This is a genomic window from Tessaracoccus sp. O5.2, from assembly GCF_964266725.1.
Lineage (GTDB): Bacteria > Actinomycetota > Actinomycetes > Propionibacteriales > Propionibacteriaceae > Arachnia > Arachnia lapidicapta.
The window spans coordinates 122891-138999 of sequence record NZ_CAXWGV010000012.1 but is presented as its reverse complement, the minus strand read 5'-3'; the positions used below and the strand labels follow the sequence as shown (position 1 = coordinate 138999).

Annotated in this window: 11 protein-coding genes and 2 pseudogenes; 7 read left to right on the top strand and 6 right to left on the bottom strand. The window is 69.5% G+C overall.

All coding sequences use genetic code 11. The annotated features are described in order from the left end of the window. Positions 1-11: 11 nt before the first annotated feature. The 3 genes from yaaA (at position 12) to ACFQPD_RS06615 (ending at position 2547) form a co-directional block, all read left to right on the top strand. Complete coding sequence (gene yaaA / locus ACFQPD_RS06625; protein WP_068752340.1) at positions 12-782, top strand: peroxide stress protein YaaA; 771 nt, start codon at positions 12-14, stop codon at positions 780-782. A 92-nt stretch (positions 783-874) separates the two neighbouring features. Then, positions 875-2428, top strand: a complete 1554-nt coding sequence (locus ACFQPD_RS06620) for a sodium-dependent transporter (RefSeq protein ID WP_385899592.1) — start codon at positions 875-877, stop codon at positions 2426-2428. Beyond that, positions 2425-2547, top strand: a complete 123-nt coding sequence (locus tag ACFQPD_RS06615) for a methionine/alanine import family NSS transporter small subunit (protein WP_353082934.1) — start codon at positions 2425-2427, stop codon at positions 2545-2547. The genes ACFQPD_RS06620 and ACFQPD_RS06615 overlap by 4 nt, the downstream gene beginning before the upstream one ends. 66 nt (positions 2548-2613) lie before the next feature. Here the strand turns inward: ACFQPD_RS06615 and ACFQPD_RS06610 are convergent, their stop codons facing one another. The 6 genes and pseudogenes from ACFQPD_RS06610 to ptsP all read right to left on the bottom strand — a co-directional run. Continuing rightward, a complete protein-coding gene (locus tag ACFQPD_RS06610) occupies positions 2614-3267 on the bottom strand; it encodes a hypothetical protein (protein ID WP_385899590.1) in 654 nt (217 codons plus the stop codon). A gap of 141 nt (positions 3268-3408) precedes the next feature. Further along, positions 3409-6057, bottom strand: a complete 2649-nt coding sequence (gene ppdK / locus ACFQPD_RS06605; protein WP_385899588.1) for a pyruvate, phosphate dikinase — start codon at positions 6055-6057, stop codon at positions 3409-3411. 101 nt (positions 6058-6158) lie between these two features. Then, entirely contained in the window at positions 6159-7046 is an 888-nt protein-coding gene (locus ACFQPD_RS06600) for a pyruvate, water dikinase regulatory protein (RefSeq protein ID WP_353082940.1), read from the bottom strand. A 22-nt stretch (positions 7047-7068) separates the two neighbouring features. Next, positions 7069-8833: pseudogene (locus tag ACFQPD_RS06595) on the bottom strand (PTS transporter subunit EIIC). Between the two features lie 13 nt (positions 8834-8846). After that, positions 8847-9026 (bottom strand): hypothetical protein, encoded by a 180-nt coding sequence (locus tag ACFQPD_RS06590; RefSeq protein WP_385899654.1) that lies wholly within the window; start codon positions 9024-9026, stop codon positions 8847-8849. A gap of 97 nt (positions 9027-9123) precedes the next feature. Further along, a pseudogene (gene ptsP, locus ACFQPD_RS06585) lies at positions 9124-11439 on the bottom strand (phosphoenolpyruvate--protein phosphotransferase); the annotation flags it as partial. Positions 11440-11666: 227 nt separating this feature from the next. On the opposite strand from ptsP, the gene ACFQPD_RS06580 reads away from it, so the two are divergent. The 4 genes from ACFQPD_RS06580 (at position 11667) to ACFQPD_RS06565 (ending at position 15832) form a co-directional block, all read left to right on the top strand. Next, positions 11667-12065: an SRPBCC domain-containing protein gene (locus tag ACFQPD_RS06580; protein WP_068752347.1), complete on the top strand. Its 399-nt coding sequence runs from the start codon at positions 11667-11669 to the stop codon at positions 12063-12065. A 248-nt stretch (positions 12066-12313) separates the two neighbouring features. Further along, positions 12314-14740, top strand: a complete 2427-nt coding sequence (locus ACFQPD_RS06575; protein ID WP_083196607.1) for a sodium-translocating pyrophosphatase — start codon at positions 12314-12316, stop codon at positions 14738-14740. Positions 14741-14892: 152 nt separating this feature from the next. After that, positions 14893-15060: a VOC family protein gene (locus tag ACFQPD_RS06570; protein ID WP_153302380.1), complete on the top strand. Its 168-nt coding sequence runs from the start codon at positions 14893-14895 to the stop codon at positions 15058-15060. Between the two features lie 52 nt (positions 15061-15112). Then, the gene (locus ACFQPD_RS06565; protein WP_153302381.1) at positions 15113-15832 is read left to right on the top strand and encodes a hypothetical protein; all 720 of its coding nucleotides are present in this window, start codon (positions 15113-15115) and stop codon (positions 15830-15832) included. Positions 15833-16109 lie beyond the last annotated feature (277 nt).

Here is a 16109-nt window from a genome sequence, read left to right as displayed (position 1 = left end):
AGACTCGGCGCATGCTGACCGTGCTGTCGCCGGCGAAGTCGCTCGACTTCGAGTCCAGGCTCCCCACCCGCAAGCACAGCGAGCCGCGGCTGCTGGACGAGACGACGGCCCTCATCGACGTCATGCGGGGCAAGTCGCCGGCCGACATCGCCGCGCTCATGCACATCTCCGACGAGTTGGCCCACCTCAACGCCACCCGGTACGCCGAGTTCACGCCCGAGCACACCGCCGCCACCGCGCGTCCGGCGGTGCTGGCGTTCAACGGGGACGTCTACCAGGGGATGGCCGCCGGTACGTTCGGGGAGCGCGACTTCACTGAGGCCCAGAAGACCCTGCGCATCCTGTCGGGGCTCTACGGCGTCCTGCGCCCCCTCGACCTCATCCAGCCGCACCGCCTGGAGATGGGCACGCGGCTGGCCACCGCGCGCGGCCGCAGCCTCTACGACTGGTGGGGCGGGAGGGTGACGGACCTGCTGCGCCGCGACCTCGACGACTCCCCCGGTTCCCCGGTGCTGGTCAACCTTGCCTCGCAGGAGTACTTCGGCGTGGTGGACACCGACGCGCTCGACGCCCGCGTCATCACCCCCCGCTTCGAGGACCGCGACCGGCAGGGCACGGCGCGCGTGGTGAGCTTCTACGCGAAGCGGGCGCGCGGCAGCATGGCGGCGTGGCTCGTGCGGCACCGGGTGCGCACCCCCGGGCGCATCGTCGACTTCGCCGTCGACGGCTACACCTACGACGAGGCCCGCTCGACCCCGGACCACCCGGTGTTCGTGCGCTGAGGCTCGCCGCATGCTGACCCCTCCCACCGGCCGGTGCGGGGGTGTTCTACGCTACGCGGGTCACATCAACCTCGCTCCCTGAAGGGAGGCACATGTCTGAACCGAAGCTCGCGACGCGAGAGGTCTTCAGCTCGCGCAACGTCTTCATCCTCGCCGCGATCGGCTCCGCCGTCGGCCTGGGCAACATCTGGCGGTTCCCGTACGTCGCCTACACCAACGGCGGCGGCGCGTTCGTCATCCCCTACCTGGTCGCCCTACTGACCGCCGGTATCCCGCTGCTGTTCTTCGACTACGCGCTGGGGCACCGCTACCGCTCCGCCCCGCCGCTGGCGCTGCGCCGCGCCGGGAAGAAGTGGACCGAGGCCCTCGGCTGGTGGCAGGTGCTGGTCTGCTTCGTCATCGGCGTCTACTACGCCGCGATCCTGGCGTGGGCCGCCATGTACTTCTTCTTCTCCTTCACCGAGGCCTGGGGCGCCGACCCCGGGGCCTTCCTCATGGGCGAGTTCCTCCAGGTGGCTGAGACCCCGGGCGTCGGCTTCGACTTCGTGCCCCAGGTCGCGATCCCCATGCTCGTCGTGTGGATCCTCACGATCGGCGTCATCGCGCTCGGCGTGAAGCGCGGCATCTCGCGCGCCAACGTCGTCATGATCCCGCTGCTGCTCGTGATGTTCCTCATCCTCGTCGTCCAGGCGGTGACCCTGCCCGGCGCCGTCGACGGCCTCAACGCCTTCTTCACGCCCAACTGGGCGGCGCTCGGCGATCCGGCGGTGTGGGCCGCGGCCTACGGCCAGATCTTCTTCTCGCTGTCGGTCGGGTTCGGCATCATGATCACCTACTCGTCGTACCTGCGCCGGCGCACCGACCTGGCCGGCTCGGGTCTCGTGGTCGGTTTCGCCAACTCCGGGTTCGAGCTGCTCGCGGGCATCGGCGTGTTCGCCACCCTGGGCTTCCTCATGCAGTCCACGGGGCAGAGCATGGAGGACGTCGCCGCCGGCGGCATCGGCCTGGCGTTCGTCGCCTTCCCGAGCATCGTGTCGTCGACGGGCATCGGGCCCCTGCTGGGCGTGCTGTTCTTCGCGTCGCTGGTCTTCGCGGGGTTCACGTCGATGATCTCGATCGTCGAGGTGGTCGTCGCCGCGATCCAGGACAAGCTGGGCCTGGGCCGTCTCCAGTCGACGCTCGTCGTCGGTCTGCCGATGGCCGCCGTGTCGATGCTGCTGCTGCCCACCACCACCGGGCTGTACTTCCTCGACATCACCGACGAGTTCATCAACAAGTTCGGCATCCTCGCGGGCGCATTCGCCATGGTCGTGGCCGTGGCCTGGGTCCTGCGGAAGCTCCCGCTGCTGCAGAGCCACGTCGACCGCGTCTCCAGCGTCCGGTTCGGCCGCGTCTGGCTGGTCCTCATGGGCATCGTCGTGCCGGTCGTCCTCGGCTACATCCTCATCACCGAGATCATCACCAAGGTGACGACGCCCTACGGCGGCTACCCGACCGGCCTGTTGGCCGTGTTCGGGTGGGGCATGGTCGTGTTGACGGTCGTCGGCGCCATCGCACTGGCGGCCACGCCGTGGAAGCGGTCCACCATCACGCATGTCGACGAGGATGCTCTCGACACCAAGTACGAGGAGATCATGGCGAAATGACCACCACTGCTCTGATCATGATGATCGTCGCGATGCTCACACTCTGGGGCGGCCTGGCCGCCGCGATCGTGCACCTCGTGCGCTCCCCCGAGGTGATCGTCGACGAGGGCGACGACTAACACCGGTACCCACACACGACGGGGCCGGGGCGACCGATGTGTCGCCCCGGCCCCGTCGCATGTCGGTCAGTAGCCGGTGGTGGCGAACAGGCCGATCATGAAGACGAACCACACGACGATCAGCACGACCGACACGATCTGCAGGATGCTGAGGATCTTGCCGATGAGGTAACCGATCTTCAGCTGTCCGTCCCACTGGTAGGGGGCGCCGGCCTCGATGTCCTTCTTGGCCTGCCCGCCCATGTACCACGCGACGAACGGCACGACGGGGACGAAGAAGCCGAGGATGGCCAGGATCAGGACGGTCGTGGCCTGCGGGTGCTCGGGCTGGAGCTGACCGTAGCCGTACGCGGGCTGGCCGTAGCCGCCGTACGGCGCGGGGCTCTGCGCGTAGGGATCCTGCCCGTACGAGGCGCCGTAGGGGCCCTGGCCGTAGGGGGCCTGGCCCGGCTCGGTGGGGTACTGCCCGTACTGCGGGGCGTCGGGGGCGCTGGAGGGATAGGCGGGCGACGCACCGTAGGGCTGCGCGTATCCCGGCTGCGCCGGCTGGCCGTACCCCGGCTGCTCAGGCTGGCCGTAGCCGGGCTGCGCCGGCTGGCCGTACCCCGGCTGTGCCGGCTGACCGTAGCCGGGCTGCGCCGGCGTGGCGTAGGGATCCGAGGCCTGCGGCTCCGGCGTCGGTTGGGAGTCGGGCTGTCGGAATCCGGGCTGCTCGGACATGGTTCCTCCTGAGAATCGGCTCGTCCACGATTGTCGCGGATGGGGGGTCCATCCGTCACGCATCCTGCCGCGACAGGCCGAAGCTGCCGGACGCGACGACGCCGGGCCGGTCGTCCACCCGGCCCGGCGTCGATGGTCGCGTCAGCGCTGCTTGAGCACCGCCTTCGCCGCCGCGAACCGGGCGATCGGCACGCGGAACGGGGAGCAGCTGACGTAGTTGAGTCCGACCGAGTTGAAGAACTCGATCGAATCCGGGTCGCCGCCGTGCTCACCGCACACGCCGGTCTTGAGCGTCGGCTTGACCGACCGGCCCTTCTCCACACCCATCCGCACGAGCTGGCCGACGCCCTCGACGTCGATCGACTCGAACGGGTTGCGCTCGAGCACCCGGTCCATCACGTACTGGGTGAGGAAACCGTTCTCGGCGTCGTCCCGGGAGATGCCGATGGTGGTCTGGGTGAGGTCGTTGGTGCCGAACGAGAAGAAGTCGGCATGTTCGGCGATCTTGTCCGCGACCAGCGCCGCACGCGGCAGCTCGATCATGGTGCCGACCGTGTACTCGAGCGTCCGGCCGGCCTTCGCCAGTTCGTCCTCGACCGCCGCGACCACGACCGCCCGCTGCGCGTCCAGTTCCTGCGTCAGCGCCACGAGCGGGATCATGATCTCGACGCCGACCGTCTCGCCCTCGCGGTCCAGGACGGCCAGCGCGGCGCGCACGATGGCGCGGGCCTGCATGTCCGGGATCTCGGGGTAGAGCATGGCCAGCCGGCAGCCGCGGGTGCCGAGCATCGGGTTCTGCTCGTGCAGCCGCTTGACCTGCGCCAGGGTCGCGCGGGCCTCGCCCAACTCCTGCTCGTCGCCGCCCTGGAGCTCCAGCCGCTGCACCAGCAGCGACTGCTCGACGAGGTTGGGCAGGAACTCGTGCAGCGGGGGATCGAGCAGACGGACCGTGACGGGCAGGCCCTTCATGGCGGTGAAGATGCTCTCGAAGTCTGTCTGCTGCATCGGCAGGATCTCGGCCAGGGCGGCGGAACGCTGCTCCGGCGTCTCGGCGAGGATCATCTTGCGCACGGCCGGGAGGCGGTCCTGCGCCATGAACATGTGCTCGGTGCGGCACAGCCCGATGCCCTCGGCGCCGAGCTCGCGCGCCTTCGAGGCGTCCTCGAAGTTGTCGGCGTTGGCCCTCACCCCGAGGTTGCGGACCTCGTCGGCCCACTGCACGACCCGCTGGAAGTCCTCGTTGATCTGCGGCGGGATGAGGTCGAGCGCCTCGCCGTAGACGAGGCCCTCGGTGCCGTCGAGGGTGATGACATCGCCCTCGCGGATCACGCGGTCGCCGATGGTGAGCGTCTTGCCCACGGGGTCGATCCGGATGCCCTGGGCGCCCGCGACGCAGGGCTTGCCCATGCCGCGGGCCACGACCGCCGCGTGCGACGTCATGCCGCCATGCGCCGTGAGGATGCCCTGGGCGACGATGACCCCGTGGATGTCGTCGGGCGTGGTCTCGAACCGCACGAGCACGACCGGCTCGCCGCGACCGCCGCGCTCGGCTGCGGTGTCGGCGTCGAAGACGACCTCACCGACGGCGGCGCCGGGCGAGGCGGGCAGGCCCTGCGCGATGGCGTCCTTGCCGTGGCTGGGGTCGATGGCCGGGTGGAGCAGCTGATCGAGCTGTGCGGGCTCGATGCGCAGCAGCGCCTCCTCCTGGGAGATGACGCCCTCGTCGACGAGGTCCGACGCCACCTTGAGGGCCGCGGCTGCCGTGCGCTTCCCGTTGCGGGTCTGCAGCAGGTAGAGCTTGCCGTTCTCGACGGTGAACTCCATGTCCTGCATGTCCTTGTAGTGCTGCTCCATCTTGTGCATCGTCGCGATGAGCTCGTCGTAGGCCTCGGGCAGCACCTCCTTCATCTCCTCCAGCGGCCGCGGGGTGCGGATGCCGGCCACGACGTCCTCGCCCTGCGCGTTGACGAGGAACTCGCCGTAGAGCGCCTTCTCACCGGTGGAGGGGTTGCGGGTGAAGCAGACGCCCGTGGCGGAGGTGTCGCCGCGGTTGCCGAACACCATCTGCATGATGTTGACGGCGGTGCCGAGGTCGGCCGGGATGTTGTTCGCGCGGCGGTACACCTCGGCGCGGGGGTTCAGCCACGACTTGAACACGGCGTCGATGGCGCGGTTCAGCTGCTCCACGGGGTCCGACGTCCACTCGCCGCCCAGGTGCTCGTTGGAGATCTCCTTGAACGTCCCGACGAGCTGCTTGAGGTCCTCGGCGCTCAGGTCCGTGTCCTGCGCGACGCCGCGCGCGTGCTTGAGCTCGCTGAGCGCGTCCTCGTAGAGGTGCTGCGGCACGCCCTCGACGACCTCGCCGTACATCTGGATGAAGCGGCGGTAGCAGTCCCACGCGAAGCGTTCGTTGCCGGACTCGGCCGCGACCGCCTCGACGGACTCGTCGGAGATGCCGAGGTTGAGGATGGTGTCCATCATGCCGGGCATGGAGTGGACGGCGCCGGAGCGGACGGACACGAGCAGCGGCTTCTCGGTGCCGCCGAGCGTGCGGCCCGTGCGCTCCTCGAGGCGCTTGAGCCCCTCGGCCACCTGATCGGCCAGGCCCTCGGGCCACTCGCCGCGGCGCTTCATGGTCTGGACGCACGCCGTCGTCGTCACCGTGAAGGCGTCGGGGACCGGGACCCCGACGCGGTTCATCTCGGCGACGCCGGCGCCCTTACCGCCGAGAAGGTGACGCATCGTGGCGTCACCTTCCGAGAGGTCGTAGATGTAACGATCGTCACTCATGCTGGGGATATCTCCTTCGACAACACCCTGGGGACCTCGATGTCCCCTTCCGCGGACCAGACTAGACCCGCCACAGAACACGCGCGGGCTAGGGGTGAAGTTCACGGCCGGTAGTGCGATCCCGCCCGGACGATGCCCGGCGGGCGGCGCAGGCGCGCCCCCACTTTCCGCGCCCGCTCGTCGACGATGTCGGTGATCCGCGAGGCCGCCTCCTCGATCGCCACCCCCGTGGTGTCGATGACCGGGCAGCCGAGCTTGCGGTGCCAGCGGCCGATCTCGTCGAGCTCGTCGTAGATCTTGACGAGGTCCGCGTAGCCGTCCTTGGTGCCGAAGCCTCCCATGCCCTTGACCCGCTGACCGCGGATCAGCAGGAGGCGCTCGGCGTCCATCGTGAGGCCGACGATGCGCCACCGCTCCAGCTCGAAGAGTTCCGAGGGCGGCTGGATCCCCGGCACGAGTGGCACGTTGACCGCCTTGTACCCCAGGTAGGCCAGGTAGATCGACAACGGCGTCTTCCCGGATCGCGACGGCCCGACCAGGCAGATGTCGCACTCCTTGAGCGCTGCCGGGATGGAGCCGTCGTCCATGCGGACGGCGAAGTCGATGGCCGCCATCCGGACGAAGTACTCGGCCTCCACCCCCGGCGGCCGCATCGCCACCTGATCCGCCTCGATGCCGGTGATCCGCTCGAGCGCGTGCATGGCGTCGGTCATGAGGTCGGCGAAGGGGATGTCGGCGTCGCGGCAGAAGTTGCGCACCAGGTCGGCCAGCTCCTCGTTGACCAGCGTGAAGAAGACCGCGGCCGGGGCCGCGCTGTCGCGGACCGCCTCCAGGGCGCGCAGGAGCGCCGCCGTCGAGTTCATCTTGCGGTGGCGGACGATGCTGAACTCGCGGGTGGGGAACTGGGTGATCGCGGCCCGGGCGATGCGGGCCGCGGTCTCCCCGGTCGAGTCGGCGATGATGTGGATCTCCAGCGGCTCTGCTGACATGGTCCACACTCTAGGCCCCGGGTCAGGCGGAGGCGACGCGGCGGCGTATCCCCTCGGCGTACTGCTCCGCCTCGAGCCCGGCCACGAGGTGCCAGACGTTCGGCGCCACGCGGACCGCGCCCGCCAGACCGGCGCGCTGCAGCGCCTCGACGTCGACGAGCGAGTCGTCCTTCACCCCGACACGCACGCGCGTCTCGGCGATCCACTCGACGCCGTCGATGTTCTCCTCGCCGCCCAGTGCGGTCACCCACTGGCGGGCCTGGTTGACCTGCACGTCGTCGACGACGATGACCCGCGGCTCGGGCGTCGGCTCCGCGACGGCGTCCACGCCGCCGCGACGGGCCGCGGCCTTCTGCTCAGCCGTGCGGTAGTCGGTGAAGATCACCAGCAGCATCGACGTGAGGAACGCGGCGCCGATCGCCAGCGCGTAGAGCCCGATATTGTCGAAGGCTGGGATGGTGAGCAGGGACGTGAAGACGAAGGCGCTGGTCTTCAGACCACCGCCGAAGCCGATGATGACGCCGCCGACCAGGCAGCCGGCCAGCAGGCGTGGGTAGATCTTCTTGAACCGCAGGTGGATGCCGTAGAGGCTCGGTTCCGAAATGCCGCCGAGGAGACCGGCTGCCAGCGCGCCGGTGGCCGTCTGCCGCATTTGGATGTCGCGGTCCCTCCAGGCTAGGAACAGGACGCCGGCGGTGGCGCCGAAGCACGCGAAGTTCCAGGCGCCCATGGGGCCCTGGATGTAGTCGAAGCCGTTCTGGGAGATGTTGAGCAGCATGATGGCGTTGATGGGCCAGTGCAGGCCCAGCGGCACCATGAACGGGTACGCGAGCGGGATGACGATGGCGAAGATGAACGGCGAGAAGCTGTTGATCGCCTGCAGCACCGAGGCCAGCCCCGCGCCGACGTACACGCCGATGGGGCCGATGAGGAAAGCCGTCAGCGGCAGCATGATCAGCATCGACAGGAACGGCACGAAGATGAGATGCAGGTTCTCGGGGATGATCCGCTTGAGGATCCGGTAAAGGGGGCCGAGGACGGCCGCCATCAGCAGAGGCGGGAAGACCTGCGACGAGTAGTTGAAGATGGTCAGCGGCACGCCGAAGATGTCGATGAGCGTGACCTCGCTGCCGGCGACCGTCGCCTGGTAGGCCTCCCCGATCCCGCCCAGCGCCGTGAACCCCGGCAGCATCACCAGGCCCATGATCGCGAAGCCCACCCACGGATCCGCGCCGAGCTTCTTGGACGCGTTGTACGCCACCATCAGGGGCAGGAACACGAACACCGACTGCCACAGCAGGTTCATGAACTGCCACGACGGCGGGAGCGTGACCCGCGGGTCGGCCCAGTTCCCGATCACGCCCAGGGTGCTCATCAGCGACATGAACGTGATGAACAGCGAGGCGCCCAGCAGGGCCCCGAGGATCGGGCGGAAGGAGTCCGACAAGAACTCGAAGAACGAGTCGATCCAGTCGAACCGGCCCCGGACGCCGCCCGCCCGCGCCGCGGCCTTGATCTCCTCGTCGCTGAGCGGCTTCTGATCGGCCATCTCCGGCAGGGAGTTGATCTCGTTGTAGACGTTCTGCACGGCGCCGCCGATGATCACCTGGAAGCGTTCGCCGGACTGCGGCACGGCGCCCATGACCCCCTTGATGGACTCGACGGTGGGCACGTCGACCCCCGAGGCGTCGCGCAGTTGGAAGCGCAGCCGGGTGGCGCAGTGGCTGAGCGAGACGATGTTGCCCGCCCCCCCCGACGGCCTGGACGATGTCGTGTGCAGTGCTCATGACCGGATCCCTCTCAGCTCTCGTCCATGGGCACGAGGGCCCGGACTTCTTGCGGGGTGGAGCAGGAGACCGCGCGGGCGGCCAGGTCTCGACAGGTAGCGAGGTCGTAGGCGCGGACCATGGCCTTGACGGCGGGGATGGCCGGGATGGAACAGCTCAACTCGTCCACCCCCAGGCCGACGAGGATCGGCACGGCCTGGGGATCCGATGCGACGGACCCGCAGACCCCCCGGCCACTTGCCGCGCGCGTGCAGCGCCTCGGCGGCACCGCCGATGAGCGTGAGGATCGCCGGGTTGCAGGGGTCGACCTGGGCCGCGAGCTTGGGATGCCCCCGGTCCATGGCGAGGGTGTAGCTCGTGAGGTCGTTGGTCCCGACGCTGAAGAAGTCGCAGCCGTCCTCCGCGGCGAACTGTTTCGCCATGACGGCCACGGACGGCACCTCCATCATGATCCCGACGCTGACGTGTGCGTCCGGCGCGTGGGCGGCGCGTTCCTCGTCGACGATGGCCTTCGTGCGGCGCCAGTCGTCGATCGTGGCGATCATCGGGAACATGACGTGCAGCGCGGCGCCTTCGTCCGCCGCGGCGAGGATGGCGCGCAGCTGTGTGCGCAGGACCTCCGGCTGTTCGAGTCCGACGCGGACGCCGCGCACCCCGAGGAACGGGTTCTCCTCCTTCGGGATCGGCAGGTAGGCGAGCGGCTTGTCGCCTCCGACGTCGAGTGTGCGGATGACCAGGGGCTGCCCGGGCCGCAGCGCCCGTGCGCAGTCGGCGTAGACCGCGGCCTGCTCCTCCTCCGTGGGTGCGGTGGCGCGGCCCATGAACACGAACTCGCTGCGCAGGAGGCCGACGCCCTCCGCGCCCGTGGCCATGGCCCGGCGCGCGTCCTCGACGCCGCCGATGTTGGCGACGACCGCGACCTGATGACCGTCCCGGGTCACCGCGGGCTCGTCCTGGCGGGCCTCTTCCTCGGCCTTGCGCTGCGCCAGGCGCTCCTGACGGACGCGGATCTGCGCCACGTCGTCGTCGGTGACGTTCATCCTCAGCGACCCGGCGGTCCCGTCGAGCACCACCAGGGCGCCGTCGGCGATGTCCATGGCCCGCTCTTCGATGCCGGCCACCGCCGGGATGTCGAGCGAACGGGCGATGATGGCCACGTGGCTCGACGCGCCGCCGCTCGTGGTGGCGAACCCGACCACCCGGCTGCGGTCCAGTTGGGCGGTGTCCGACGGGGTGAGGTCCTCGGCGATGAGGATGCAGTTCTCGGGCAGTTCCGCCCGTTCGGCGCGCTGGCCGGTCAGCTCCTCGAGCACGCGCTGGCCGACGTCGCGGACGTCGTTCGCGCGACCCGCGAGCACCTCGTTGCTGAGCCCCGACAACTGCTCGGCGAACGCCGTGAACGCGCCGCGCCAGGCGAAGGGCGCGGACTTGCCCTTGTCGATGGCGCTGGCGGCCAGGTCGAGCAGGTCCGGGTCGGCGAGGATCTCCTGGTGCGCCGCGAAGATGGCGGCCTTGTCGGGTGACGACTCGTCGTGCAGCCGCTTCTCCAGCGCGGACAGGTCCAGCAGCGCCCGGTCGATGGCCGCGTTGAGCTTGCGGCGCTCGATGTGGTGGTCGTCGGCCACCTCGTCGACGACGATGTCGTCGCGGCGCAGCTGTACGACCCGGCCGATTCCCAGGCCGGGCGAGGCGGCGACCCCCAGCAGGAGGTTCCAGTCCCCGGACCGGGGCCCCGCCGGCTCCGGCACGGCTGCCACGGCATCGGGTTCCGGCTCCACGACGCCGCGGCGGGCCGTCGCCTCCTCGGTGGGCAACGGGGGGCAGTCCTCGCCGAGCCCGTCGCGCACCGCCTGCGCGAGCGCGGAGACGGCCTCCTCCGCGTCCGGGCCGTGGGCGGTGAACGTCACCTTCTCGCGGTAGCCGACGGCCATGCCCATGACCGAGACGATCGATTTGGCGTTGGCGGAGTCGTCCCCGCGCCTCAACCGCACGTCGGAGTGGAACTGCTTCGCCAGCGCGGCCAGCGTGGCCGCCGGGCGCGCGTGGATGCCGGTGGGGTTCGGGACGAGGACCGCGTCCGAGGCGGCGGCCCGGGCCGCCCCGGAGGACTCGCCGGCGCCGTCGGCGGGGTCGGCCAGCACAACGGTGGCGACGACGTCGATACCTGCCGTGACCAGCCCCGTCGCCGCGTCGATGCGGGCCACGACCTCCGAGTTGGTGATGACGATCTGCGTGAGCAGACTCTTGGCCTTGCGGCCCACCTCGTCGAGGTCGAACTCGATGAGCGGGTCACCGGCGGCGACCCGGGCGCCCTCCCTCACCCGGGGGTGGAATCCCTCCCCGACGAGCCGGACGGTGTCGAGGCCGATGTGCATGAGGATCTCGAGGCCGTCGTCGCTGCGGACCGTGACCGCGTGCCCGGACGGCTGTACGTCGACCACCTCGCCGAAGACCGGCGAGAGCAGCACGTTGCTGAGCGGGTCGATGGAGATCCCGTCGCCCACCATCTTGCGGGCGAACACCGGGTCGGGCACCTGGTCCAGCGGCACCAACACGCCGGTGAGCGGAGCCACGAGCGACAGCGTCGTGATCGGGTTTGCACTCATGCCTGCCCCTTTCAGCCACGCCGGAGGGACCGGGGATCGAGCTCGCCGGCGAGACCGTCTGATGGCTCGCAGCGTATAGCGTGAACGGGCCACGGTGGGCGAAACCCCTACCAGCGACTCCATCGACCACGAACTCCCCCTCCCCCCTGTCGGGCCCGTGCCCGCGGTACTACGCTGGGTCGCACCAGGGCACCGCAGGCGTTGCCCGGTCGATCAGGAGGTCAGTCATGGACACCATGGAGGAAACCACCGAACCGAGAAGCGTGAAGGTGACCCGCGTGGTCGACCATCCGCTCGACAGCGTCTGGGCGGTCCTCATGAAACCCCACGGAGCAGAGGCGCTGCTCGGCGAGGGCGGCAATCTGGGCAACAAGGGCGAGGACTGGCGGGCCGCCGATGGCACCTACGGGGTCACCCGGAGCTTCCACCCCAAGGAACAGATCCGCTTCTCCTGGCACGCCAGCGACGGCGCGCCGCGGACCCTCGTGGACCTGCACATGCGCCCGATCGGCGCCGCCACCGAGCTGGAACTGGTGCACGACCACCTGCCTCAGGACGCCGACACCGACGCGCTCGCGCAACGCTGGCTGTCGGCCCTCGAACGCATCGAGAGCGCCGCATCCTGACATGTTCCACTGGCCCGGGAGACCTCCCGGGCCAGCTCCTTGTCGTGACCCGGGCCGGCACCGTGGCCGCCTGACTTTGTTCTAACCAACCCCCGGACGATCCACCTACTACCGTGCGTAGGATGACCGGTGACGGCGGCTTACCGCTGACCTGTTTCAGAGGAGAAGAGGTCGAGATGCAGTTGACAGCATCCGAACGTAGGGCCACACGCCGCCTGCCCCGGTGGGGCGGGGTGGCGCTGGCATCCATGACAGCACTCTGGCTCACCGCGTGCCAGAACGACGGCCCGGCCCCGGGCGAACACCAGGTGGGCGGCGAGGCCAACCTCCAGCTGCCGGATCTCGGCAGCGTCACCTTCTTCGGGCTCCCCGGCGACGTCCTGCTCGGACTCGGGTTGATCGTCTGCGCGCTCGGCCTGGCGTTCGGCGTCATGACCTACACGCAGCTGCGCCGCATGCCGGCGCACGCGGCCATGCGCGAGATCGCCGAGCTCATCTACACCACCTGCAAGACCTACCTCAAGCAGCAGGGCCGATTCCTCCTGCTGCTGTGGGCCTTCATCGCGACGATCATCGTCATCTACTACCTGTTCCTGGTGGGGTTCAGCGTCGGGAAGACCGCGGTGGTCATCCTGTTCTCGCTCATCGGCATGGCCGGCAGCTACGGCGTCGCGTGGTATGGCATCCGCGTCAACACGCTCGCCAACTCCCGCACCGCCTACGGCGCCCTGACCGGCAAGCCCTACCCCGCGCACGACATCCCGCTGCGGTCCGGCATGAGCATCGGCATGGTGCTCATCTCCGTCGAACTGGCGATGATGCTCATCATCCTGGTGTTCCTGCCCGGCGAGATCGCCGGCGCGTGCTTCATCGGGTTCGCGATCGGTGAGTCGCTCGGCGCGTCGGCGCTGCGCATCGCCGGCGGCATCTTCACCAAGATCGCCGACATCGGCGCCGACCTCATGAAGATCGCGTTCAAGATCAAGGAAGACGACGCCCGCAACCCCGGCGTGATCGCCGACTGCACCGGTGACAACGCCGGCGACTCCGTCGGCCCCTCCGCCGACGGGTTCGAGACCTACGGCGTCACGGGCGTCGCGCTCATCACCTTCATCCTGCTGGGCGTCCCCGACCAGACGATGCAGATCACGCTGCTGGTGTGGCTGTTCGTCATCCGCACCATCATGGTCATCGCCTCCGGCGCCTCGTACTTCATCAACGGCGCCCTCACCCGCGCCCGCTACGGCAATGCCGACGAGATGGACTTCGAGCGCCCGCTCACCAGCTTGGTGTGGCTCACCTCCCTGGTCTCGCTGGGCCTGACGTTCCTCACCTCGGCGCTGCTGCTGGGCGGCCAATCGGACGGCCTGTGGTGGAAGCTGTCGCTCATCGTGTCCTGCGGCACCCTGGCCGGCGCGCTGATCCCCGAGCTGGTCAAGGTGTTCACCTCGACCAACGCCAAGCACACCCGCGAGGTCGTCATCTCGGCGAACAAGGGCGGAGCCTCGCTGGGCATCCTGTCCGGGTTCGTCGCCGGCAACTTCTCCGCCTACTGGCTGGGGCTGGCGATCGCCGGGCTCATGGCCATCGCCTACTGGATCTCCACCATGGGCCTGGCCGCTCTGATGCTGGCGCCGGCCGTGTTCGCCTTCGGTCTGGTCGCGTTCGGCTTCCTCGGCATGGGGCCGGTCACGATCGCGGTCGACTCCTACGGGCCGGTCACGGACAACGCGCAGTCGGTGTTCGAGCTGTCGACCATCGAGGAGATCCCCGGCATCCATGAGGAGCTCGAGCGCGACCTCGGCCAGAAGCCGGACTTCGAGCGCGCCAAGTACCTCCTCGAGGCCAACGACGGTGCCGGCAACACGTTCAAGGCCACCGCCAAGCCGGTCCTCATCGGCACGGCCGTCGTCGGGGCCACCACGATGATCTTCTCGATCATGATGGGCCTGACGGGCGGGCTGGAGCACGACGTCGAGAAGCTGTCGCTGCTGCACGCACCCTTCCTGCTCGGCCTGCTCGTCGGCGGCGCGGTGATCTACTGGTTCACCGGGGCCTCGACGCAGGCGGTCACCACCGGCGCCTACCGGGCCGTGGAGTTCATCGCGGCGAACATCAAGCTCGACGGTGTCACGAGGGCCAGCGCCGAGGACTCGTCGCGCGTGGTCCAGATCTGCACGCAGTACGCGCAGCGGGGCATGTTCAACATCTTCCTGGGCATCTTCTTCTCCACGCTCGCGTTCGCGTTCATCGAGCCGTTCTTCTTCATCGGCTACCTCATCGCGATGGCGTTGTTCGGCCTCTACCAGGCGATCTTCATGGCCAACGCCGGTGGCGCCTGGGACAACGCGAAGAAGTTGGTCGAGGTCGACCTGCACGCGAAGGGCACTGCGTTGCACGACGCGACAATCGTGGGCGACACCGTCGGCGATCCGTTCAAGGACACCTCCTCGGTCGCGCTCAACCCGGTGATCAAGTTCACAACCCTGTTCGGGCTCCTCGCCGTCGAGCTGGCCGTGAGCCTGAGCGCGCAGAACGGCAGCGGGCTGACCACGACGCTGGCGGCCGTGTTCTTCCTCGCCTCCGCATACTTCGTCTACCGCTCGTTCTACGAGATGCGGATCGGCGAGTCGCTGGAGGACATCAAGGTCGACGAGGCGCTGACGGTCGGCTGACCCTCATCGGTGGTCGACAGGGCCAGGGGCATCGCGCCTCTGGCCCTCTCACCACCCACGAGGAGGGGCAGCCGGGGATCAGCGGGGCCGTCACGCAGCGCGAGGGCGCCAATCCCCCCGCCGGTAGCACCGTGCAGGGGGCGGTTCTGACGGTGGAGGTCGACGACTTCGACGCCGCCGCACGTCGCATCGAGGAGGCCGGCGGGACGGTCGCCATGCCCAAGTTCCCCTTGACCGGGATGGCGTGGCAGGGCTACTTCGTCGACACCGAGGGCAACGTCTTCGGCATCCATCAGCCGGACGAGACCGCCGGGGTGTAGCGGGCGGAAATCCGCCGTAGCTATGGGGCGCCGGCGGGCGTACCGTTGAACCATGCGACGCGCAGCAGCCGCGACAGCCGCGGTGGTGCTGCTGCTCGCCGGCTGTACGGACGGAACCTCCGCTCCGACGCAGCCGACCGGCTCCACCTCCACCCCCGCCGCCTCGCCCACCACATCTGATTCCACGACGGCCCCGGCCGATCCGTCCCCGACGTCGGCCTCCCCCACCGACTCATCGATGGGTCCGCCGGGGACCACCACCCCACCCGCGGGCCCCACCGCATCTCCCTCCTCACCCACCCCAGACGACGTGGACCCGGCTCTCCACCCGTGGCAGACCGGACCCGCCCGCCAGGATCCCCCGGCCGGTGCGCCGGCCGTCGGCCAGGAGATCGTGGGTGTCCGGGTCGGGCTGCACGACGGCTATGACCGCGTGGTGCTGGACCTCTCTGGGAGCGACCCCATTCTGGGGTGGTTCGCGGGCTTCACCGACGAGGCCGTCCAGGACCCGACGGGAGAGCCGATGGACGTCGAGGGGGACGCGTTCCTGCAATTGGGCGTCTTCGGGATCGACTGGACCACGGACGCGCCCGATCGCTACTCGGGCGCCCCTGTCGACGGGGAGGGGCTCGAGGTGGTGAAGGAGGTGGTGTTCGGCGGGCTCTTCGAGGCCCAGCAGCAGATTCTGATCGGCCTGGATGACGAGACGGCCTACCGCGTCTTCGCCCTGTCGGACCCGGCCCGGATCGTCGTCGACATCCAGCACGACTAGCGGCCGCGCCCGCGCCGTCCGCTGAGGTCGCGCCACCTCGTTCGCTGAGGTCGCGCCACCCCGCTCGCTGAGGTCGCGCCCGACGGCGAAGCCGTCCGGGCGAGTCTCGAAGCCGACGCCGCAGGCGTCGATCCCTTGACCACCGCTCCTGAGGTCGCGCCACCTCGTTCGCTGAGGTCGCGCCCGACGGCGAAGCCGTCCGGGCGAGTCTCGAAGCCGACGCCGCAGGCGTCGATCCCCCGAGCGCAGCACGGATGGCAGCCGCACTCGGGCTCGG